The sequence below is a fragment of the Fischerella major NIES-592 genome (genome assembly GCF_001904645.1).
GTDB classification, from domain to species: Bacteria; Cyanobacteriota; Cyanobacteriia; order Cyanobacteriales; family Nostocaceae; genus Fischerella; species Fischerella thermalis.
Genome location: NZ_MRCA01000011.1, coordinates 86,175 through 108,110, shown reverse-complemented (window position 1 = coordinate 108,110; position 21,936 = coordinate 86,175). Strand labels below are relative to the sequence as shown.

General features: G+C 41.1%; 27 protein-coding genes. 14 read left to right on the top strand and 13 right to left on the bottom strand.

Going from position 1 to position 21,936, the window contains the following annotated elements; translation table 11 throughout:
• Positions 1-20 precede the first annotated feature (20 nt).
• Positions 21-614, top strand: coding sequence for a DUF1517 domain-containing protein (locus NIES592_RS18210; protein ID WP_009460038.1), 594 nt, complete (start codon positions 21-23; stop codon positions 612-614).
• Positions 615-713: 99 nt separating this feature from the next.
• Positions 714-1,583, top strand: coding sequence for a hypothetical protein (locus NIES592_RS18205; RefSeq protein ID WP_062250250.1), 870 nt, complete (start codon positions 714-716; stop codon positions 1,581-1,583).
• Positions 1,584-1,811: 228 nt separating this feature from the next.
• Here NIES592_RS18205 and aroF read toward each other — a convergent pair whose 3' ends face one another.
• The 4 genes from aroF to NIES592_RS24665 form a co-directional block, all read right to left on the bottom strand.
• On the bottom strand, positions 1,812-2,870 hold the full coding sequence (gene aroF, locus NIES592_RS18200; RefSeq protein ID WP_062250247.1) for a 3-deoxy-7-phosphoheptulonate synthase: 1,059 nt from the start codon (positions 2,868-2,870) through the stop codon (positions 1,812-1,814).
• A 480-nt stretch (positions 2,871-3,350) separates the two neighbouring features.
• The gene (locus NIES592_RS18195; RefSeq protein ID WP_073556495.1) at positions 3,351-3,815 is read right to left on the bottom strand and encodes a PAM68 family protein; all 465 of its coding nucleotides are present in this window, start codon (positions 3,813-3,815) and stop codon (positions 3,351-3,353) included.
• Positions 3,816-3,826: 11 nt separating this feature from the next.
• Positions 3,827-4,096 carry a 30S ribosomal protein S15 gene (gene rpsO / locus NIES592_RS18190; RefSeq protein WP_009460042.1) on the bottom strand — a complete coding sequence of 90 codons (270 nt, stop codon included), beginning with the start codon at positions 4,094-4,096 and terminating at the stop codon, positions 3,827-3,829.
• 50 nt (positions 4,097-4,146) lie between these two features.
• The gene (locus NIES592_RS24665) at positions 4,147-4,506 is read right to left on the bottom strand and encodes a hypothetical protein (RefSeq protein WP_178379581.1); all 360 of its coding nucleotides are present in this window, start codon (positions 4,504-4,506) and stop codon (positions 4,147-4,149) included.
• Between NIES592_RS24665 and NIES592_RS18185 the strand changes: the two genes are divergently transcribed.
• Positions 4,450-4,989 (top strand): phosphate-starvation-inducible PsiE family protein, encoded by a 540-nt coding sequence (locus NIES592_RS18185; protein WP_073556494.1) that lies wholly within the window; start codon positions 4,450-4,452, stop codon positions 4,987-4,989. The two genes, NIES592_RS24665 and NIES592_RS18185, sit on opposite strands and share 57 nt — an antisense overlap.
• A gap of 214 nt (positions 4,990-5,203) precedes the next feature.
• A complete protein-coding gene (locus NIES592_RS18180) occupies positions 5,204-5,446 on the top strand; it encodes a hypothetical protein (protein WP_009460044.1) in 243 nt (80 codons plus the stop codon).
• 254 nt (positions 5,447-5,700) lie between these two features.
• On the opposite strand, the gene NIES592_RS18175 is transcribed toward NIES592_RS18180, so the two are convergent.
• The 3 genes from NIES592_RS18175 to ndhC are packed head-to-tail and all read right to left on the bottom strand — an operon-like array spanning position 5,701 to position 7,320.
• Positions 5,701-6,228, bottom strand: coding sequence for an NAD(P)H-quinone oxidoreductase subunit J (locus tag NIES592_RS18175; RefSeq protein WP_073556493.1), 528 nt, complete (start codon positions 6,226-6,228; stop codon positions 5,701-5,703).
• Positions 6,221-6,967, bottom strand: coding sequence for an NADH dehydrogenase subunit K (locus NIES592_RS18170; RefSeq protein ID WP_009460046.1), 747 nt, complete (start codon positions 6,965-6,967; stop codon positions 6,221-6,223). The genes NIES592_RS18175 and NIES592_RS18170 overlap by 8 nt, the downstream gene beginning before the upstream one ends.
• On the bottom strand, positions 6,958-7,320 hold the full coding sequence (ndhC, locus tag NIES592_RS18165; protein ID WP_009460047.1) for a photosynthetic/respiratory NAD(P)H-quinone oxidoreductase subunit C: 363 nt from the start codon (positions 7,318-7,320) through the stop codon (positions 6,958-6,960). The genes NIES592_RS18170 and ndhC overlap by 10 nt, the downstream gene beginning before the upstream one ends.
• Before the next feature lie 193 nt (positions 7,321-7,513).
• Between ndhC and NIES592_RS18160 the strand changes: the two genes are divergently transcribed.
• The 6 genes from NIES592_RS18160 to NIES592_RS18135 all read left to right on the top strand — a co-directional run bounded on the left by NIES592_RS18160 (position 7,514) and on the right by NIES592_RS18135 (position 9,982).
• A complete protein-coding gene (locus tag NIES592_RS18160) occupies positions 7,514-7,849 on the top strand; it encodes a rubredoxin (RefSeq protein WP_009460048.1) in 336 nt (111 codons plus the stop codon).
• A 136-nt stretch (positions 7,850-7,985) separates the two neighbouring features.
• Entirely contained in the window at positions 7,986-8,996 is a 1,011-nt protein-coding gene (locus NIES592_RS18155; protein ID WP_073556492.1) for a photosynthesis system II assembly factor Ycf48, read from the top strand.
• A 240-nt stretch (positions 8,997-9,236) separates the two neighbouring features.
• Positions 9,237-9,485, top strand: a complete 249-nt coding sequence (gene psbE / locus NIES592_RS18150) for a cytochrome b559 subunit alpha (RefSeq protein ID WP_009460050.1) — start codon at positions 9,237-9,239, stop codon at positions 9,483-9,485.
• 9 nt (positions 9,486-9,494) lie between these two features.
• Positions 9,495-9,626, top strand: a complete 132-nt coding sequence (gene psbF, locus NIES592_RS18145; RefSeq protein WP_009460051.1) for a cytochrome b559 subunit beta — start codon at positions 9,495-9,497, stop codon at positions 9,624-9,626.
• Between the two features lie 9 nt (positions 9,627-9,635).
• A complete protein-coding gene (locus tag NIES592_RS18140; RefSeq protein ID WP_010997988.1) occupies positions 9,636-9,755 on the top strand; it encodes a photosystem II reaction center protein L in 120 nt (39 codons plus the stop codon).
• 107 nt (positions 9,756-9,862) lie between these two features.
• On the top strand, positions 9,863-9,982 hold the full coding sequence (locus tag NIES592_RS18135; RefSeq protein ID WP_016871440.1) for a photosystem II reaction center protein J: 120 nt from the start codon (positions 9,863-9,865) through the stop codon (positions 9,980-9,982).
• Between the two features lie 168 nt (positions 9,983-10,150).
• On the opposite strand, the gene NIES592_RS18130 is transcribed toward NIES592_RS18135, so the two are convergent.
• A complete protein-coding gene (locus NIES592_RS18130) occupies positions 10,151-10,282 on the bottom strand; it encodes a hypothetical protein (RefSeq protein WP_009460052.1) in 132 nt (43 codons plus the stop codon).
• A gap of 236 nt (positions 10,283-10,518) precedes the next feature.
• Between NIES592_RS18130 and NIES592_RS18125 the strand changes: the two genes are divergently transcribed.
• Complete coding sequence (locus NIES592_RS18125) at positions 10,519-11,262, top strand: DUF561 domain-containing protein (RefSeq protein ID WP_073556491.1); 744 nt, start codon at positions 10,519-10,521, stop codon at positions 11,260-11,262.
• A gap of 88 nt (positions 11,263-11,350) precedes the next feature.
• Here NIES592_RS18125 and NIES592_RS18120 read toward each other — a convergent pair whose 3' ends face one another.
• Positions 11,351-12,475: a DegT/DnrJ/EryC1/StrS family aminotransferase gene (locus NIES592_RS18120; protein ID WP_062250232.1), complete on the bottom strand. Its 1,125-nt coding sequence runs from the start codon at positions 12,473-12,475 to the stop codon at positions 11,351-11,353.
• A 485-nt stretch (positions 12,476-12,960) separates the two neighbouring features.
• On the opposite strand from NIES592_RS18120, the gene NIES592_RS18115 reads away from it, so the two are divergent.
• Positions 12,961-13,737, top strand: a complete 777-nt coding sequence (locus NIES592_RS18115) for an ABC transporter permease (RefSeq protein WP_073556490.1) — start codon at positions 12,961-12,963, stop codon at positions 13,735-13,737.
• 418 nt (positions 13,738-14,155) lie between these two features.
• Here NIES592_RS18115 and NIES592_RS18110 read toward each other — a convergent pair whose 3' ends face one another.
• Positions 14,156-15,919, bottom strand: coding sequence for a hypothetical protein (locus NIES592_RS18110; protein ID WP_073556489.1), 1,764 nt, complete (start codon positions 15,917-15,919; stop codon positions 14,156-14,158).
• 883 nt (positions 15,920-16,802) lie between these two features.
• On the opposite strand from NIES592_RS18110, the gene NIES592_RS18105 reads away from it, so the two are divergent.
• Positions 16,803-18,035, top strand: a complete 1,233-nt coding sequence (locus NIES592_RS18105; RefSeq protein WP_062250226.1) for a succinate--CoA ligase subunit beta — start codon at positions 16,803-16,805, stop codon at positions 18,033-18,035.
• Between the two features lie 197 nt (positions 18,036-18,232).
• A complete protein-coding gene (locus tag NIES592_RS18100; RefSeq protein ID WP_062250224.1) occupies positions 18,233-19,114 on the top strand; it encodes a succinate--CoA ligase subunit alpha in 882 nt (293 codons plus the stop codon).
• A 175-nt stretch (positions 19,115-19,289) separates the two neighbouring features.
• On the opposite strand, the gene NIES592_RS18095 is transcribed toward NIES592_RS18100, so the two are convergent.
• From NIES592_RS18095 to NIES592_RS18085, 3 genes are read right to left on the bottom strand one after another with little or no spacing between them, the layout of a single operon-like run.
• The gene (locus NIES592_RS18095; protein WP_073556488.1) at positions 19,290-19,511 is read right to left on the bottom strand and encodes a hypothetical protein; all 222 of its coding nucleotides are present in this window, start codon (positions 19,509-19,511) and stop codon (positions 19,290-19,292) included.
• A 38-nt stretch (positions 19,512-19,549) separates the two neighbouring features.
• A complete protein-coding gene (locus NIES592_RS18090; protein ID WP_073556487.1) occupies positions 19,550-20,647 on the bottom strand; it encodes a sensor histidine kinase in 1,098 nt (365 codons plus the stop codon).
• An 8-nt stretch (positions 20,648-20,655) separates the two neighbouring features.
• Positions 20,656-21,822: an FIST signal transduction protein gene (locus tag NIES592_RS18085; protein WP_073556486.1), complete on the bottom strand. Its 1,167-nt coding sequence runs from the start codon at positions 21,820-21,822 to the stop codon at positions 20,656-20,658.
• Positions 21,823-21,936: the final 114 nt, after the last annotated feature.

The following is a 21,936-nucleotide window of genomic DNA, read 5'->3' as shown; positions in this document are numbered from 1 at the left end:
ACCAAATATGAGGAGGAAAAATGCGCGAATCATTTAATAGAATGATGGGTAAGACTCGCTATGTAGTTTGTCGTATTATGTTACATTTAGCGGGTTCTGAAGTTGCACCAATTTTGGGAGTATTAAATCGTGGTGCGCGGGAAGCAATGGATTCTGATGGTGATCTCAATGTTTTGGGAGAAGGATTAGTAGAACTTTGTGAAACTCTACTGCAATACGATGAATACTGGCTTTCTGCTGCCAATGAAGGCGAAGTATTTTGGAATGAAGGCGAAGCGGGAGATTATGTAAATGAATTATTTACAGACTCTGCCCAACGTTATAAAAGTGAGCCAGATTTCAGTTCTGAGTCTGATTATAATGACTCTTTTTCTATACCTGTAACACGCAATGTTGTGGTGATGATCACAGTTGCATATACAGGAGAAGTACCAGAATTAGAAACTGATCTAGCCAATATTTACGCTCTCAAAGAAGCTTTAAAAGCCTTGATAAATTTGCATTATAACCATAAACTCAAAGCAATTCAGGTACATTTTTCACCTGCTCAATTAGGTGATGAACTCACTAACGATCAGCTTTTGCAATACTACCCAGAGTTGATACCTTTGTAATTGTTAGAGAATGGGAGTTTTCACCCATTAGCAATTAGTAATTACCAATTACCACTTTGATCGAGAAATTGTTAAGCTCGAGGATGAGAAGATAGTCAAATGCTGATGAAAATTTTGCGTAAATTCACAGTAATTGTTTTAACATTGAGTTTGTGTTTAACCACAGTTGCCTGCGGCGGTGGAACAAATCAGAATCAGTCGCAAGCAAACAATGTTAGCCAAACAACCAACATAAATAAGTTAGCTGATGGTCAGTATCCAGTACAACAAGCTACTTATGACGATGCTGACGGAGTATACACTCTATTTTTACTCAACGCGACGCCCCCAACTGTCAGAACCGAAAATTTGCAAATGGCGCGGCTGACCGATGACGAAATTAAGCAAGGTAAAAAAACTTACCTCAAAGTGGAAAATGGACAGCCGGTGATGTACCTAACAGAAGACTTCAAAATTGAGTACATCCACAACGTCACCCAAACTCAGACAAATCCTCAAACTGGACAACAGGAAACAGTAGTTGTCCGTCAAGAAAGTGGCTTCTGGTCTCCTTTTGCTGGAGCATTAGCTGGTCAAGCTTTGGGTAGTCTCCTATTCAGACCCCAATACTATGTACCACCTGTGTATCAGCCAGGAGTAGTGTTAACTGGCTACGGTGGTTATGGCAGAACTTATGATGATGCGGTTACAAGCTATCAGCGTCGTTACAATCAACCACCAGCAGTAGTTAGAAATCGTACAGCTTTCCGTACTACAGGAAACCTCCGGAGAACTCCCAATAGTTCTACTGTACGCACGACACCACGCACCACTACTGGTAATCGCCCGACTGGTTCTGGTTATGGTAGCAGTACCCTAAGACCATCTGGTAACTCTAGTTCTACTAGACGCAACACTGGCAGTCGTTTTGGTAGCGGACGTAGTTCTCCAACTCGTCGTTCTACTGGCTTTGGTAGCAGAAGACGCTAGTTTGATACCAAGTTGTGTTTAAAAACCTCACCCCCTGCCCCTCTCCTTAGTAAGGAGAGGGGTGCCAAAGGCGGGGTGAGGTAATATCTATGAATGCAACTCGGTATGAGAAGGCAGAAGGTGTAATATTATTTTCAATAAGGTAGAAATAGACGCGGTGACTTGGAGAATATATAGAAACTCCTAATGTCACCGCGCCTCCCTTTGTGGGTGTCTTTCTTGGTGTCTTTAAGCTAAAGCCACAGCAGGTTGTGGCCAGCGTCCCACAGCTTTACCAATGACTGCTAGTTCTTGCATTAACTGGTCGAAAGCCTCCGGTGTCAACGACTGAGGACCATCTGACAAAGCCTTCTTCGGATTAGGGTGAACCTCAATCATTAAGGAATCACACCCAGCAGCAATAGATGCCATTGCCATCGAAGGTACATAAGCAGCCCAGCCAGTACCGTGACTAGGATCAATCATAATCGGCAGATGAGTTAGGTTTCGCAAAACAGGTATTGCTGATATATCCAAAGCATTACGAGTGTATTGGCGATCAAAGGTGCGAATCCCTCGTTCACACAAAATCACATTTGGATTTCCTGCCGCCAGGATATATTCAGCAGCCATCAACCATTCTTCAATCGTTGCCGACATCCCCCGCTTGAGCAGAACTGGTTTCGGTTGCGCCCCTACTTTCTTAAGTAGAGAGAAATTTTGCATATTTCTTGCACCTACCTGGACAACATCAGCAATTTCTACGATTTTATCCAGGTCGGCAGCGTCCATAACTTCAGTAATGATACCCAGCCCGCTAGCTTCCCGCGCTGTTACTAGTAATTCTAAAGCACTTTCACCATGACCTTGGAAAGCATAGGGTGAAGTTCTGGGTTTGTATGCACCTCCACGCAGAAATCTAGCTCCCGCAGCTTTCACACGCCGCGCTGTCTCAACAATCATTTCTTCATTTTCGACGGAGCAGGGCCCAGCCACAACTACTAAGGGATGGTGTTCGCCAAAGGTAACAGGCCCATCAGGCGTATTTACTACTACTTCAGATGCTTCGCCGTGGCGGTATTGACGGCTAGCCCGTTTGTAAGGCTGCTCTACCCGCAATACTTGCTCAATCCAAGGACTAACTTCTTGAATTTGCAGGGGATCTAAGTCGGCTGTTTCGCCAACTAGACCAATGACAACCTTATGTTTACCAACAATTTTTTCTGGTGTCAGCCCCCAAGTGGCGAGTTCCTCACTAACGCGGTTGATTTCCGCTTCAGGGGAACCAATTTTCATGACTACAATCATGTTAGTTGCTAATTGCTAGTTGCTGTTAATTATTATCTAATATCTAAGTAATTTATTTAATGTTTCTAGTTGCTAGTTTGTTCTTTACGCTTTAGCACAAATTCTCTATTGATTGTTACGAATTTCATAGTATTACTTTAATCAATCACATATATTTAAAAAATATTAACTTTAAAAAGCCTCATCCGAGTTTAGATTTTGTGAAAATAGTACTTATGTGAGAATTGACCAAAAGCTTAGTTTGTTGAACCGCCAAGATGCCAAGACGCCAAGTTTTCCTGCGCTAGGTCATAAGAAGAAATAAAGAATAGAGCGCTCAGTAGTTTTGCCACTGCTATATTGGGTAAGAAATATTAATTTTTTATTAATTTTTTAATGTTGAAGTTGTTAAACTTCAACACTTTTCTCAAAGTTACCCAATATGCTGGAAAGATACTTATTTCCAGACCAGCAATTATTTAAATATCTGAGCGCTAGCAATTATGTATTTTTTTTCTGCCGAGACTCGCGCCAAGCTGACACCATCCGTCCCAAGTTGACGGTGAAGTCACTCCAACCCAAGAGAGTTCCGGCTCTATCTTCATCCCAAGAAGCAGAAAGAACACCATAAGATATACCTAATACACCCAAACCAAAAAATCCCATATTCACCAATAAAACGGCAACGGGAGGTAGTTTGATATCGGTGTTAACTAAAAGGAAATAGCTGACAACCAAGGTCATGATACCTAAAGAAGTTGGCACTCCAGCAAAACCAGCTATACGACGCATCATTCGTTGGCTGACTACCTGAGGAATTGCAACTTCTTCTTTGCGATAACGTGGCTTTTTCTTTTCCTTTTTTACAGACTCTTGCTTGACAATCGGGGGTTTACTTTCTGCTTTGGCAGGTTTTTGGCGCTTTTTGTTCGGTTCAAATGGCAAGCGGTCAGATTCAGCAGACATATAAAGGGTTCCTATCCACGAATACCGAGACGGCTAATCAAAGCTTGATAATGTTCTCGGTTTTCTTTCTGTATATAGGATAAAAGACGTTTACGCTGACCGATCAACTTTAACAACCCTCGACGGGAAGAAAAGTCTTTTTTGTTGGCTTGCAGATGTTCACTGAGACGGTTAATACGTTCCGTCAGCATGGCAATTTGAACATCGGCTGAGCCTGTGTCGGTTTCGTGTACTTGGTATTGTGAGATGATCTCTTGTTTGCGCTGTTGCGTCAGAGCCATGATCCAGTTAATTTTCTATTTCTAAATTTATGCAGCAGTCTCCCATATTATCACAAAGCTTTATTAATTGAGGGTATATGGATGGAGGTGGGTGATGGGGGAGTGTGTAGACGCGCAAGCAACTTCCCGCAGGGTGGAGTGGGGGGAGTGTGAGGAGTGTGAGGAGTGTGAGGAGTGTGATATTTACCTTGTCCCCCTTGTCTTCTTTGTCTCTGTTGGCAATACGTGAGTTTTGAATTGTTTTGTCCCCCGTATTCTCCTTGTCCCGTTAATCCCCAGTTCTGCCAAAATAAAAGTATTGGGTGGACTGGCTGGTGTGTCAACAGTTGTCCCAATACCAAAATGGAAATTTCATGAGAAAGCGCCCCAAAAGTCAATTTTTGTTTTGCGATCGCTGGTTTGATCGACACTGGATAGTCCGCAATATGGAAGCTTTCCAAGATTTGATTGTGGTTATCTTGTGTTTAAGCTTGTTTGGCGTCATGCTGATGCAACTATGGTCGATATTTATTGCCCTCACACAACAACTCGAATATAAACAAGTGACAGCCAAAATCCTATTCATCTTGATTTTGGTGGAATTATTTCGATTGTTAATAATTTACTTACAGGAACACAGCATTGCTGTAGGTGTGGCAGTTGAAGTCACAATTGTATCAGTACTCCGAGAAGTAGTTGTGCATGGAGCGTTGGAAATTTCTTGGATTCAAGGTGCGTCAATTTGTGCCTTATTGTTAATTCTTGGCGGGTTACTAATAGTGTGTGCCAAAACACCGCATATGGATTGCATTAGTGCTAACACAAAATCTTGTCCGATTGTCTACTTTGAGGATAATCAACTGCAAAAAGAGTGTGAATTTGAGCGACCCGCGTCGATGCAAAAAAGGAGATAAGGACAACGGAGAGACGGGAGACAAGGAGGACAAGGGAGAACATCTTGACTCCCCCCACTCCACCCTGCGGGAAGTCGCTTGCGCGTCTACACACTCCTCACACTTCTCCACTTTCCCCCATCTCCCCACCTCTTTTTATACGCTTCTGGACAGATGAACACCTCTTTCAGGGCGAGTAGAAGTGAATATAGAAAGCCTAAAGGAGGGTGAATCAATGACTCAAACTAGAGAAAGACAATCTCAAAATCCTATTAGCGACCTAGAGTACGACTTTTTGACCGTTTTACACAATAAAGGCCAAGCAATTAAGGCTTACGACACCTATATCCAAGATGCACAACAAGCTGGTTCTCAGCCTTGTGTAGAATTGTTCCAAAAACTGCGTCAGTCTGACATCGAGCAAGCACAAGAGATCCGCCGCCATCTTCAGGAAGTAATGCAGAAAGGTAAGATGTAGGTTTGGCGGGATAAAGCGATCGCGTTCTAAGTTTGTAGAGGAACAAGCGATCGCTTTGCTGTTTGTTAGATTGATTACCTGCTGCGCGATCGCAACATTACGCCTTAACCAATGACATTTGAACATTCCCATCATCACCTATCTTAGCCGAGCGATCGCACTCTGCGTACCTCCGCGTTCCTTTGCGTGACAAAAAACCACCCCCCTCTCCACCTACGGAGAAGGGGGTCAACAGCATGAGATGCTATTCACTACTAGTAAGCGTCTTGCAACTCGTAAAAATCAGGCGAAACGTAATCCTTACGTAAGGGCCAACCTACCCAATCTTCTGGCATTAAAATTCGCTTCAAATTCGGGTGTCCTTCATAAACAATCCCGAACATATCGTAAGACTCGCGCTCTTGCCAGTCAGCTGTCTTCCAAATCCAGTAAACTGAAGGAACTCTCGGATTTTCTCGTGGCAAGAAAACTTTGATACGTACTTCCTCTGGTTTATCAGTATTATCACTGACTTTAATCAAGTGATAGGCGCTGACTAATTTCTGTCCAGGACCTAAATCAATCCCACCTTGAAACTGGAGATAATTAAATCCGTAGGCATACAAAGCAGTGCAAGTTGGCAACAAGAAATCTGCTTCTACCTTAATAATTTCTACACCGTTGACATCAGGTTGCAAAGGCTCGTTAGCAAAGCCGTTTTCCGTCAACCACTGGGAAACTTTACCTGCTGCGATAACTGGAGATTGTTCCTGCGCTGGTACAGGTTTTGATTCTTCAGCCACGGTTTACCTCCTCCTTTTTCTCTGTCAACAAAGCAGGTGGTACAGGCATACCGATCGCTTCGCTCAATTCCTTCGGTGGTGCAACACGAGTATCAGAGAGCAAATACTCACCAGTGTGTATTTGTGACACTGGTTTCATGCTATGAGTCGTACTGTAGTAGCGGTGAGTTTGCTTAATTACGCCCCGCTCTTGCATGGAATCATTAGCGATTTTCTTGCGTAACTTAATAATTGCATCGATAATCGCTTCTGGGCGTGGCGGACAACCAGGCAAGTATACATCCACCGGAATCAGTTTATCAACTCCACGTACTGCTGTCGGGGAATCAACGCTAAACATCCCGCCAGTAATCGTACAAGCTCCCATCGCAATTACGTACTTAGGTTCTGGCATTTGTTCATACAGACGCACCAGTTGGGGTGCCATCTTCATCGTGATTGTTCCGGCTGTAATAATTAAGTCAGCTTGTCGGGGACTAGAACGAGGGATAAGTCCAAAGCGATCGAAGTCAAAGCGAGAACCAATCAATGCTGCAAATTCAATAAAGCAGCAAGCTGTACCAAACAACAAAGGCCAAAGACTAGAAAGACGTGCCCAGTTGTAGAGGTCATCAACCGTAGTTAAAATAACGTTTTCGGACAGTTCCTGAGTCACTGTCGCACGCCCAATGGGGTTGAGAATACGCTCTTTTTGCTGCTGTTCCAAATCTTTGGCTGTTAAGTTAGCATCTAAGACCATTCCAAGGCTCCTTTACGCCATGCGTAAACTAAAGCAACTACAAGAATTGCAATGAAGATAAGCGCTTCTATGAATGCCAGTAGACCAAGACGATGGAAAGCAACTGCCCAAGGATACAAGAACACCGTCTCTACGTCAAATACTACAAACACTAGCGCAAACATGTAATAGCGAATATTGAACTGAATCCAAGCTCCACCAATTGGTTCCATGCCGGATTCGTAAGTGGTGCGCCGTTCTGGATTGCGCCCACTGGGTCGCAGTAGCTTAGATGCCGCCAGAGCTAAGGCAGGCACTAAGCTACAGATAATGAGGAAGCCTAGAAGGTACTCGTAACCGCTGAGGACAAACACAATGAATATCTACCGTTATGGGTGGAAATAACCTGTTACTTTCTTTTACATTATATATTTTTAGTATTTCTGAGTTTTGGAAAACAGACTCAGAGTTTATTTGATTCGTTTTTGCTTGTTATAGAAAAACCTAACAGTTATGTCATAATTTTTAACGTATATTTAAGCTTTGACCCTCACCCATGCCACAGCCATGAGCGAACAAGCTGTTGAAAATCCGCTTTTAGACCGCTATGAGTGTCGTGCCTGCGGTTATGTTTACGAACCTACCAAAGGGGACGAAAAACATGACATTGCCCCAGGCACACCTTTTGCTGAACTGCCGCTAACTTGGCGTTGTCCGGTTTGTAGTGCCAAGAAGAACGCTTTTACCAATGTCGGCCCTGCGGGTAAAGCTTCTGGCTTCCAAGAAAATCTCGGTTATGGTTTCGGTGTCAATAACTTGACCCCCACTCAGAAAAGTATTCTGATTTTTGGGGGTTTAGCTCTTGCTGTCTTGTTTTTCCTTAGTCTTTATGGCTTACAGTAGGACGCGTTTTTAAGATGGGGGCAATGCCCAAAGGCAGACTCTCACTTTTTTCCAGGGGAAACTAGCGCTGTTTCCCCTCACTCAGTAAGCATAAACTAAATTTACAAAAAACTAATAAATACAAATGCTTTCAAGAATGAAAATTTGGCACAAACTAATTGCCCTATTTGCAGTTGTTCTAATATGTGTCGGTTGTAGTAAGGTTCCCTCTACAAGTTACAACCCTTGGGAGGTAATTTCTGTAGACACAGATGCCAAATTGTTAGACATTGCTTTTACTGGGAATCCCCAGCATGGTTTCTTGGTAGGCAGTAACGCTACTCTGTTGGAAACCAAAGACGGTGGTGAAACTTGGCAACCAATCAAACTGCAATTAGATGAGGGCAAGTACCGCTTTAACTCTGTCAGTTTTAAAGGTCAAGAAGGCTGGATTGTTGGTGAACCAGCTCTGTTGCTGCATAGTACTGATGAAGGTAAATCGTGGTTGCGAATTCCTCTAAGTGAAAAGTTACCTGGGAACCCAATTAGTATTATTGCCCAAGGAGCAAATTCAGCAGAAATGGCTACCGATGTGGGAGCAATATATAAAACCACAGACGGTGGGCAAAATTGGAAAGCCCAAGTAGAAGAAGCTGTTGGTGTAGTTCGCAATCTGGAACGTTCTGCTGACGGTAAATATGTTGCTGTTTCCGCCAAAGGAAATTTCTACTCGACTTGGGAACCAGGGCAAAATGCATGGGTTCCTCACAACCGCAATAGTTCTCGACGGGTAGAGAATATGGGCTTTGATGAAAATGGGCGTTTGTGGATGCTAGCGCGGGGAGGCCAGATCCAGTTCAGCGAAACTGCTGATGGTGAAAAATGGCTAGAGCCACAAAATCCAGAACTAGCTACCAGTTGGGGCTTACTTGATATGGCCTATCGCACACCAGATGAAATTTGGGTTAGTGGTGGTAGCGGTAATTTGTTACGCAGTTCTGATGGTGGCAAAACCTGGGAAAAAGATCGGGATGTAGAAGGAATTCCTGCTAATTTTTATAAGATAGTTTTCTTTTCACCTGAGCAGGGATTTGTAATTGGCGATCGCGGTTATTTATTAAAGTATCAACCAGATATTGCCACTGCTACTAAATCTGATGCAGCTTAGTGTAACAAAACTTTACGAATTCATTGCTTAATTTCTGAGAAAGAAGTTGCAAGATGTAACTCTTTCTTAACTTTATAGGATAATGAATTCATGTAAAAAATCTAAATAGACACGAACCCAATCGGGCGAGTGTGTAGTAGTCCCGTCTGGGGCAAACATCCAGATGAGATGTAGTGTACTTAGGTAAAACTAAGAAGTCTACGCGTTAAAACATCTTTGAAAAGGCAGGTAGGAATCTAAATGTCAGGAAGTACTGGAGAACGTCCGTTTTCGGATATTATTACCAGCGTTCGCTATTGGGTAATTCATAGCATTACCATTCCAGCATTGTTTATTGCAGGTTGGTTATTCGTCAGCACAGGTTTGGCATACGATGTGTTTGGCACACCTCGCCCTAACGAGTATTATCCACAACCACGGCAAGAATTGCCGATTGTGAATAACCGTTATGAAGCAAAACAACAAGTTGAAGAATTTATTGGCAAGTAGTTTGAAATTATGAATACAACTGATAATCAACCGATACAATACCCAATTTTTACCGTCAGATGGCTGGCAGTTCACACCCTAGCTGTGCCTACTGTTTTCTTTTTGGGCGCGATCGCCGCAATGCAGTTTATTCAACGCTAAGAGAAAATCATGGAAAGAACCCCCAATCCCAACAATCAACCGGTTGAACTGAACCGGACTTCACTTTACCTGGGACTCCTACTCGTTTTTGTTCTAGGGATTCTGTTTTCCAGTTACTTCTTTAACTAACTGGAACAGTTGCTATTTAATCAGTGAACAGTTATCTAAAGATATAAAACTGATAACTGATAACTGAATTAATCTGTGTTGATTTTGCGTTTAGGGAGGAGAAAACAGTGTCTGGAAGTGGGAGAATTCCTCTGTGGATTGTTGCTACAATCGCAGGATTAGGTGTTATTACTGTTGTAGGTATTTTCTTCTATGGAGCCTACGCCGGACTAGGTTCTGCTGTCTAAAATTGAGACGAGCCTAATACTAAAAGCCGGACTTTTCTAGCAATTGGTTTAGAAATCAGCATTAAAAAACCGCCCGTCTCCAAGAGATAGGCGGTATTAATTTTTATAATGTTGATTGTTACTTGTTAGTTTTTCCAAACAACTAACAACTACCAACTAACAACAAATTTAGGCAATATCCTCGCGCTCAATGTAGATCAGCATAAAGGAGAAAACGACAATTGGTACAATCCAACCAATACTGTAGACAAGAATAGGAGACAAAAATGAAGCAGGGTATGAAGCCAAAAGTGAAGCCATAGTAAAGATTCCTTTTAAATGCACACTACAATTCAAAATGAGCTTACTGCAATTCTCCGCTTAAATTTGTAAATTCTAAAGATTTTTAACACAGAAAAGCTAATTGTAAACATATGTTGACTACTCACTGGTGAACTTCTAAAAACCTGACCTTGAAAGCGATCGCCAATCCCAGATTCCTAAAGACACTAAAGAATGTCAAAATATTCCTACTTTGATTATTTGCGAGAGAAACCATGACGATGCATCCAACTCTCCAACGTGCATTTGCTAACCGTTGCGCCCTCAAAGTTATCAGCGGTTTGAATAATTTTGATCCTGTCCGTGTGGCGGCAACTGTGAAAGCAGCACACCACGGTGGTGCTACTTTTGTTGATATCGCTGCTGCACCTGACTTAGTAAAATTAGCCAAAACATTGACTAATCTACCTATTTGTGTATCTGCGGTAGAACCGGAAAAGTTCTTGCCAGCTATAGCTGCTGGTGCGGATTTAATTGAAATTGGAAATTTTGATGCTTTCTACGCTCAAGGTCGTAGATTTGAGGCTGAGGAAGTTTTGGCATTAACTCGCCAAACCCGCGCCTTGCTACCAGAAATCACGCTCTCTGTGACAGTTCCTCACATTCTGACACTGGACGCACAGGTACAACTGGCTGAGGAATTGGTGAAAGCTGGTGCTGATATCATTCAAACCGAAGGTGGTACTAGCAGCAACCCCACTCATGCTGGAACATTGGGTTTGATTGAAAAAGCGGCTCCCACATTGGCAGCAGCTTACGAAATTGCTCGTGTGGTATCTGTTCCAGTACTGTGTGCTTCTGGGATTTCTAACGTCACTGCATCCTTAGCGATCGCTGCTGGTGCTGCTGGTGTTGGTGTCGGTTCTGCCATCAACCAACTCAACAGTGAAATCGCAATGATTGCGGCTGTTCGTGGTTTGGTAGAGGCTTTGGGAACCAGTGTAGAGGTGAGAGGGTAGGGATTGGGGTGATGGGGTGATGGGGAGTGGAGATGTTCTCCCTTGTCTAGTTCGTCCCCCAAGTCGTCCCCGATCCCCTATCCCCTGCCTACGCCAAACAATCCTTGAGGCTATAAATCACCTGATCTTGTTGTTCTTCGGAAAGTTCTGGGAACATGGGTAAGGATAAAACCTCTTGGGATGCTTGTTCGGATACTGGTAGCTGCCCTGGTTGATAGTTCAAACTTTCGTAAACTGGTTGTAAGTGTAGAGGACGGGGATAGTAAATCATGGTATTTACGCCCCGTTCTTGCAATTGATTTCGTACCCAGTCTCTTTTGTTGTTCAGTACGCGAATCGTGTATTGGTTCCAAACTCCTTTGCCACCATTTAATTCTTGTGGTGGAATTATGCCGGGAACTTGATTGAGAAATTGTTGGTAACGGAATGCGATCGCCTGCCTTTTTTGATTCCAGACATCTAAATAACGCAGCTTGATCTGTAAAATAGCCGCTTGGATGGCATCCAAACGGCTGTTCACACCTATCTCTTCGTGAATGTAGCGATTTTTTTGACCATGCTCTTTTAATACCCTTAATTTAGCAGCAATTTCTGGGTCATTAGTCGTTATCGCTCCGCCATCGCCGCAACCACCGAGATTTTTGGTAGGGTAGAAACTAAAACAGCCGATATGTCCTATACTACCTACTCTTTGGCTATTCCAGGTTGCGCCTGTAGATTGGGCGCAATCTTCAATGACTATGAGATTGTGAGTATTGGCAATACTCATCAATGCAGTCATATCGACAGGTTGTCCAAATAAGTGAACTGGGATAATGGCTTTAGTTTTTGGTGTGATGGCTGCTGCGAGTTGTTCTAAATCTAAATTAAAAGTGGTTGCATCGATATCAACAAACACTGGTTTTGCCCCTACAGCATTAATCACCTCAGATGTGGCGATAAAAGTGAAAGGTGTTGTAATTACCTCATCGTCTGCACCAATATTAAAAGCCCTTAGCGCTAAATAAAGTGCATCTGTACCAGAATTACAAACTACACATTCATTGACACCATTATAGGCAGCAAACTGTTGCTCGAAGCCTTCAACCACTGGTCCACCAATATAACGACCAGATGTCAAAACCTCTAAAACCGCAGTACTCACTTCTGCTTCAATGGAGGCATATTGCTGTTTGATATCAAATGCAGGGATGGAATTTTGACTTTGAACCATGAGTTTATAAGTTATGTCAATATAGATGCCATCACTAAATTTTTATCCAGAGAACTTGTGAACTAATTGTTGCTATTGATATGTTCTCTATAATACGTTTTATTCAAGAGTTTTTACTGTAATTATTGCCGTGTTTTAGAACTTGCCAATAAAATGTATAACTCTTGAAATGTTTGCCGTTACTTGCTAAACCCTGAGTTGAGTTTTGCATTTGGAATTTAAAATTGTTGAAGGCATCAATTTGTTAGGGTAAAAGTAATATACACCAACACAAGATCCAATACATGTAATCAAAGTTCCCGTGGGTTGTTGTGTGTTGATTGTTGTTTGTTGTTTGGTGTTTGGCACAATCAACCACCAACTACTGTACGGGCGTAGAGGCGAAGCGGCTTACTGAAGGGTAGCATTTGTATTGAAGATCTATAGTTTTTAACCAAAATACTCATACAAATGCTTCGCCCCTACCAACCATCAACGACATAACTATGCAAGAACTGATGAAATTAGATTTGGTCGATTTGGCTAGTGCTACAGCATTGATGGCTATAGTCATTGGTTTATCTGTTTGGGAAAATCTCGGACTAGAACTCAACTTAGTTCTGGCGACTGGGAGAACTATCCTACAACTAGCGGTATTAGGATACGTTTTAGATTTCATCTTTGCTTTTAACAATGCTTGGGCAGTTTTGGGGTTTTTAGTATTATTGCTGACAATTACGGCGATTGTCGCACGAAATCGCATCACTCAAAAAATACCGCAAGTTCTGCCTCTGGTGTGGGGTTCAATTTTACTTAGTACAATTGTGGCTATACTTTATACTAATTTTGTGATTATTCAGCCAAATAGATGGTACGAACCACAGTATGTAATTCCTTTGGCGGGAATAATATTGGGTAATGCGATGAATGCAGCTGCGATCGCTGGAGAACGTCTCGTCAATACCATCAATAATAGTCACATCGAAATCGAAACTCATTTAAGTTTAGGTGCAACTCCCCAGCAAGCGATCGCTCAGTATCGTAAAGACGCCATTCGTGCTGGTTTAATTCCTACTGTCAACCAAATGATGATTATTGGTTTAGTGACAATACCAGGATTTGTTGCTGGACAGATATTAAGCGGTGTGAATACTCTTGATGCTGCTTCCTACCAAATTGTAATTATGTTTATGACTGCCTTTGCCAACTTGCTGACAATCATTTTGTTAACTAGGGGATTGAGTCGGCTGTTTTTTAACTCCGCCGCGCAGTTGGTTAGATGAGGGAGTGGGGAGGTGGGGATTAGGGGCAATGGGGAGGTGTGAGGAGTGTGTAGACGAGGCAGTGCGGTGGACGGGTTTCCCGGCATAAAGCACGTGGCGTCACCTGCCGTGCGCTCATAGGCTTCCCGTAAGGGTGGGGTGTAAGGAGTAGTAAGCCATTAACTACTAACTACTAACCAAAAATCAACAACCAACAATCAACAATCAACAATCAACACTACGAGTATATTGTGAACAATTGATGTTACCCGTGTTACTAGAATAAGAGTTTCGGGTAGTAGAAGGTAAATCTTCGCTATTGGAAGCGATTCGGGGACAATTGCAAGCTTTAATTGATGAGCCAGAACTTGTTTGTGTACAATTACTACACTCCCCCATCTTCATCCTAAAATTTTTAATTTTTAATTTTTAATTGTTTTCACCCTCCTGGCACATGTCCATGAATTTGACTACCTTGGGCATCAAAAACAATCACAGCCAAGTTAGCATTATCACTAATGACATCTAGGGCTTGCTGTAGGCTTTCTAAATGGCTAGTAATATTAGCTACAGTACTTTGATTGCCCTGATTTAAGTTGCTGTTGAGTGCTTGTTCATACTCAGGAGTCATCCGAACGATGATTTCTCGGTCGGTAATGGTAAAATTACAAACGCGAATTACGCCAGAACAAGTATTTTCTAGGTCAGCGCGAGTTTGTTGTAAAGAGTTAGCAACTTGGAGTTTTGCTTCTGCTTGTTTGAGGGATGTCGAATAAGGTTGGATCAAAGTTTGAGCCTGGATGTAGTACAAACTATCTTCTTTGACCTGTTTCGCAGCACTTAAAGCTTGGTTCCAGTAGGTTACTGCTGCTTGCCATTGGTTTTGTTTTTCGTAACGTTTGGCTTGTTCTGCGTTTTCAATGGCTTGTTTGTAGGTTTTGGCTGCTAGTAGTTGTTGGGTGGCGCGATCGCGTGCAGCTACGAGTTTGGGTTTATACTCTATCAGTAGCTGTTGTGCTTGTGAGTATACAGAGCTAGTTTTGGGAATAATACTCAAGGCATTAATTGCTACTTGCCAGGTGGATTGGACTTTTTGTAATTCTGATAAGGTTTTAGCTGTAGTTTCTTGTTTTGTGGCGGCATTTGCTACATTTTTAGCAGCTGTTATTTTTTTTAACCATTTATCTTCTAGTTGTAATTGCTGATTTACAGTCCGCAATTTGGCACGATATATTCCTAATCTTGGCTGTACTAACCCATAAAGTTCATTATTGGCACTGATTGTTTCTAATGGTGCGATCGCTTGTCGCCACAATTTTTGCCTAGCTTTTAGTTCTTCTAGACTATTGGCTGAAGTTTGACTTTTTTTTGTCGCCAATGAAGCTGCACCGAAGGCTTTGACGATTTTGTTAATAGTTTCTGATTTCCTAGATAAATTAGTTGCCAGTGTCTCGGCTTCTTGGTAACGTGGGGAATAACCAGGAATCTTTTTTAGTGCTAAGGTTGCTTCCACAAGTTGCTGTTGCACTTTAATTAATTCTGATTCAGACTTGGCATTTTGTATCTGGCGTTGCCATGATTTTTGTAAATTCTCAGCCGTTTGGATTTCTTTACATTCAAACATCACACAAGGACGAGTCAACAAGTAAGCAGCAGCGCCTAAAACTGCAATTCCTGTCACAGCTACACCCAACACAATCGGCTTTATCGGACGCCTTGACTTGATTGTTGTGTAAAAAGACAAATCCGGCGCATCTGCCATTGGGTCAAATAGCCGATCCTCTGGTTCGTTTGGGGTGTTTGTAGGGGACTGATCATCGACTAACGAATCAGAAGTGGTGAATGGAGAAGAATTATCTATCTTTTCCTCTTCCCCTACTGCTTGGTCTACCTTCGCTTCCAAGCCTTGCAAAACCAGAGAATATTTAGCATAAGGCAATTTGACCCCTGTGATTCTGAGAAAGATTTCCACTCGCTGTCCGTGGTGGTTAAGTAGCGATCGCAGTGCTTCTTCAAGTACAGCAAAAATGTTGTCGGTATCAGCACTTACACCTTGTGGATGTTGAGTTAGAATCAACAACTGATCATTTTTAACAGCACACTTTACCTGGAAAAATTCACCAGACGGAATTTCGGCCCGTAGCTGTTCTTGCAAAATTTGCGCTATAAACTGTAAATCTTCTTCTATGACTGCTACTTGCATAGGTCATCCCTTTGATTTATATAGTCTGAATTATTTTCCAGGGTGTCAAAAGAACTTATTTGATTTTTGGAATGTAGATACACAGTTTCATGACCCCCAGCCTTGCAATATGAGAGACCATTTTTTTAGCACAATTTTTCCACTTTCATCAAAAGTTAAGGTTTAGGTGAAAATATCAACTAGTGACTAGAGACTAAGTACAAGAAAGTAGATATTTTCACGAGGAATTATTTCTGATGACCAATAATTCTCAGAAGGGTTTGATCCACGATATTCATCTATGGAATCAATCGAAAATTCAGAATTGTTTGATGGCTATAAAAATCAACAATACTATTAATTAGTAATCAAAATTGGTAAAAATAAAATTTTAGCTTTTTTGTTTTTTCATGTATTCTGATGTATGCATCAGTTATTTCAATCAATATTTATACAATCATTTTAATTCAGCAATAATTAGAATTAAGAAGAAACATGAAAGTAACAAACAAAAATGGTGCTTAATCTCTCTCTAAAGTCTGTTGCTTCTTCGTGTTTTCTCTGATATATATTCAAAAGCTAAAGATTATAATCACTTAAATCAAGATTTTCTCTAACATGAAAAATATATTTGTACTAATGTATCAAAATTTGCTGACAAAAATGCTGGTTCGCATAAATATAAGAAGAATTACTGATACAGTTAATTACTTGTTATCAAATTAGTAGCAGCTAGTAACAAAAGCTATAAAACTACCTGAGTTACTGAATTGGATAGAATTAGTGAGAGAAAAATAATTATTATATAGACGATTAAAGTTTGATTATGCAAACTAGGTGCAGCTTTATATCTTCCACAAAAACGCTGCAATCAACCAAAAATGGCTAGAGACAAGGTGTGTCAATGGAATTACTAGAGTATCAAGTCAAAGAGTGGTTTCGGACAATAGGCATTCCTGTATTGCCTTCCCAAAAAATTGATCATCCCACGGATTTAAAAAGATTAAAAATTCGCTACCCAATTGTTCTGAAATCCCAAGTACATGCAGGAGAACGGGCAAAAGCAGGTGGAGTCCGGTTTGCTGAAACAACTATAGATGCTATAGCCGCTGCACAAAATATTTTTAATTTACCAATTCTGGGTGAATTACCAGAAGTGTTGTTAGCAGAAGCTAAGTATAATGCCGAACAAGAATTTTTTTTAGCGGTAGTTTTAGATACTGCTGTTTGTAGACCGATACTTTTGGGTTGTAAAGAAGCAGATATTGATTGGGAATCTGCTGGCAAAAAAATGCAACATGTAGTCGTAGAACAGGAATTTTCACCGTTTTATGCGCGACGCCTAGCTTTAAAAATGGGTTTACAAGGTGCGTTAATGCAGACGGTAAGCAAAATAGTTGAGAAAATGTACCAGCTATTTATAGAAAAAGATTTAGATTTGGTAGAAATTAATCCTCTAGGGGTGGATGCTTCTGGTCAAGTGATGGCTCTCAATGGTAGCGTTAGCGTCAATGAAAGAGCGATCGCTCGTCATCCGGATATTGTTGAGATGGCAAGAAAAACGGCTAATCGTCATAGTAGTGCAGAGTTTAACAAGAGATTGAGTGAGTGGGACGCGGTAGAACTACATGGTAAAATCGGTATTCTAGGTAATGGTACGGGTTCGGTATTGGCTACTTTGGATTTAGTAGTGAATGCGGGTGGCAAACCAGGTATTTGTTTGAATTTGCGTCACGCTTTCCCCACTGATACTTTACCAAGTACTTTTCGCGATCGCTTAGATAAAGCTTTGGATATTTTAGCTGTTGATAAAAGTATTCAAGTCATACTGATCAATTTTTTAGGTAGTGTACCTCAAAGCAAAGAAGTCACTGAAGTAATTGCTAATTTTGTGCAGCATAATAAAAATGAAGCCAAAACACAAACTTTACGTTCTAACGGAAACAAAAGCCGTCGCGAAACCAACTTACCACGCTTAGTAGTTCGTCTTGCTGGTTCTGAATTTAATGCAGCCAGAAAATATTTAACAACATTAAAAGTTCCTAGTGATGCATCTATAGTGGTAGTAGAAAATTTAGATGAAGCAGTAACACAAGCAGTTAATCTTGCCAAAGCTACTGCTCACAGAAGGTTTTAATCCTCTTTACACCAACTTTAGGTAGCATGTGAGGCAAAATAGATTCAGTTTGCTCAGCAACAAACGCTCTGGCATGGAGAAACAAAAACACGGAGAGATCCTAATCGTAGATGATCAGCCGGACTTAATATCATACCCCTAATATAGATTTATGGGGTTTTTGCTTCAGCCTCCTGCCTTTTAGAAACGTGCTTTTTATGAACTTAACGCCAGACAGCAAAGTTATAATCCAAGGCTTCGGTGAATATATTTCAGCTACTCATGTGGGTCAAATGATAGCTTATGGTACTAATTTGATAGCAGGGGTAAATCCTGGATGTGGTGGTCAAAAAATCTATGGTCTACCAGTATTTGATCTAGTGGAAGAAGTGGTAGATAGATATGGATTAATTGATACTACAATTATCTGTGTACATCCTTACGAAGTTTTAGATGCGGCATTGGAAGCGATCGCATCTGGTATTCATCAAATAATGATCATTTCTCCTGGCGTACCACCATCAGATATGGTGCGGTTGCTACGTAAAGCCGAAGCAACAGAAACACTGGTAGTAGGACCCAATAGCCCCGGCATTATTGTACCAGGTCGAATTCTTTTAGGTACTCAACCAAGTGAATTTTATACGCCTGGTCAGGTAGGAATCCTCAGTCGTAGCACTACCCTTACTTATGAAGTAGCTAGAGAACTAACTACAGCTGGTCTAGGACAATCAATCAGTGTCAGTATTGGTAGTGATGCGATCGTTGGTTCATCATTTATCCAATGGCTGCAAATTTTTGACGAAGATGATTCCACAGAGGCGATTGTATTAGTTGGTCAACCGGGTGGTGGTCGAGAAGAAGCTGCTGCGCGTTACATTGCTGAAGCCATTGATAAACCAGTAGTTGCCTATATTGCGGGTACACATGCGCCACCAGCCAGACACTGGCGTCAGACAGGAACACTAGCAGCAGTAATTGGACGTCATCCAGATTTTGGTACAGCAAAAAGCAAATTAGCTGCATTTTCAGAAGTCAAAGTTCCAGTAGCAGAACGTCCTTCTATGATTCCAGAATTAGTTAGGAAGGTAATCAAATAGTCAATGGTCAATTATCAATAGTTATTGGTTATTAGTAAAAATAAAATTCTTGTAGTGGCGTGACTGCCTTAAAACAGTGCATTAATAAACTGCATGAGGCAAGAGAAAACGCACCAGAAAGAAGAAGAGATTTATAGCAAACTTTAGTCTTGACACGCGACTACTTTTCATAATACTAGGTGGTTGTTGATTCTTGTTTACCAATTACCAGTGATAAATTACGTCTAATGTGAATTAACAAAGGCGCTAATAGATCATGGGAAATACTCAACAAACCAATGACCATCCAACCACCCATGAAAGATCCATCTGTGTTATCTGTGTTTATCGGTGTGTATCGGTGGTCGATTTCTAAAAAAACGTTTTTTAGCAGGCGCAAGGAATATTGCGTCTCCATATTCAATTCACATCAGGCGTAAATTACTTTTTTGATAACTATTCACTATCTACTGATCTAGTATTATTCTGTCTAACAGGAATTTGAATTACAAATTCAGATCCTTCTCCAGGTGTAGAGTAGCACTCTAATTTACCCCTGTGTTTATTAACGACAATTTGATAGCTTATTGATAAGCCTAGACCTGTTCCTCTTCCTACTTCTTTAGTTGTAAAAAATGGATCAAAAATTTTTGCTCGCACATCATCATTTATTCCTGCTCCATTGTCAGCAATACGAATTACTGCCCAGTAATTCTCGAGTAATTCAGTACAAATATTAATGCATGGAAGATAAACAAAATCTTCCATTTCTGTCTGTATGGCCTTGATTTTTTCTTCTTCCAAAGCATCAATTGCATTGCTTAGGATATTTATAAACACTTGATTTAATTTTCCGGGATAACATTCAACTGACGGCAATTGCCCATAGTCTCGAATCACTTTAATACCATGAGGAAATTGTGCAGTGGATTTCAAACGATTATTCAGAATTACCAAAGTATTATCAATACCTTCATGAATATTGACTATTTTCAGATCAGCTTCATCTAGTCGAGAAAAGTTGCGTAATGATTTGACAATCTCAGCAATACGTTCGGCTCCAATATTCATAGACTGGAATAACTCTTGTACATCTTGCTGGAGAAATTCCAGATCAATTGTTTTAATTGCTTGTTGAATTACAGGCGCTGGTTCTGGGTAATAGTGTTGATAAAGCCGTACTAGTTGGAGTAAATCTTGTAAATATGTATTGGCGTGAGTTAAGTTGCCGTAGATAAAACTAACAGGGTTGTTGATTTCATGAGCAATACCAGCAACCATAACTCCGAGAGCAGACATTTTCTCAGATTCAATCAGTTTCAATTGCAGTGCTTTGAGATTGTCTAGTGCTGTCTCTAGTTCTTGTCCCCTTCTTTCTAAAGCAAATTGTGACTCCTCTAATTCTCGAATCACATTTTTGAGAATTGCTTCTCTCTGTTCACTCGCATCTTCAAGTTGTCGTCGATCTGCCTCAGAACGTTCCAGTTTCTTTTGGAGAGTACGCACACGTTTTTCTAAGTCTTTAATTCTGCTCTCATAGTTGGTGGATTCCATACACCTTGTTACCTTGTTCCCAAAAGCAATGTCACAAAGGTTTCTTGGTGGTAGTAGGTAGAACCCTGTGGTTCGAGTGGTGCAAACTCACCATAGGTATAAAATCCACAAATAGGAATATCCTCTGGAAGTGCTTGTTTAACAAGTTGATACTCTTCTTTTGCTCTTGTGCCTAATAACCAACGACGACAGCAACACGAGAAAAGTAAAATCACTTCTGGTACAGTTCCAGGGTAATGTTCCAAAGCTGTTTGAAATGAAGTTTTAGCAGCTGCAATCACTTCATCTCGGCTAATATCGGTGACTTGAATAATAGCTTGTTCGGGGATATCTCCTAGAAAATTAATACTTCCGGATGCGAGATCATAGGTATTTGGCACTCGCATATAGTAACGGTTGCTATCTCCTTCATAAACAGCTAATGGATGTTCAGCTGTTGGTCGTCTATCGCCTAAATAACGTTTGTAAAATTCTAGAGCTGGCTCACCATCCACCTCATACAAAACCGTTCCAGCCGACTTAGTGACAATACTCTTGCGACCAATAGGTTTCCAACCACAAGCAATTCCATAGGAAAAGTGGATATCCCCACAGAAAATTAAAATTGGTAAGGCATCAGTCAATACTTGAGATTGAAAAAATTGATAGGTTTTTTGGAATCGAAATTGATCCCCGGCTGTACCTCCAACAATGGGAACCTCATCACCCAAAGCCATTTTTAACCCTCTGAGAATTTCTTCTCCACTGGTTGTGGAGCCATCTTCAAGATAGCTAGCCGGTACAGAAACGCACAATTTCGCCCCAACACCACTTTTTTCGGTTGCTTGTCTGACTGCTTGTTTAGCCGCAGCTGTGGGATGTTGACGAACTCCATAACCAACTCCAGCGGCAATTTTGACTGTATCAGAACAGAAAAGTATCAGTGTGAGCGAATCTTGTTGAAAGCCAAGAGTAGAGGAAATTTCACCGTCTGTAGTGCAACCAATTAAATCAATTCCTGGAAATACTTGGTTGATGTGCTTGAGAATGAGAGCATGGTCAAAATCAATTGCTGCAAACAGCATACCTGCTTGAGGTATTGCACCTGCCAATTGATTGATACATTGCTCTATAACTTCTGCGATCGCACTTTGGGATTCTGGATCATCACTGTGACCAACAACAGACTTGAGCATTGTTAATTTTATCTAAAACAAGAGTTTCTAACCTTTCATCATTAGAATTCCCATGTTTAAGTTGAAATTAACAATAAGCAAATTTTTGTCTGAGTTAATCAAATACACAAAGAT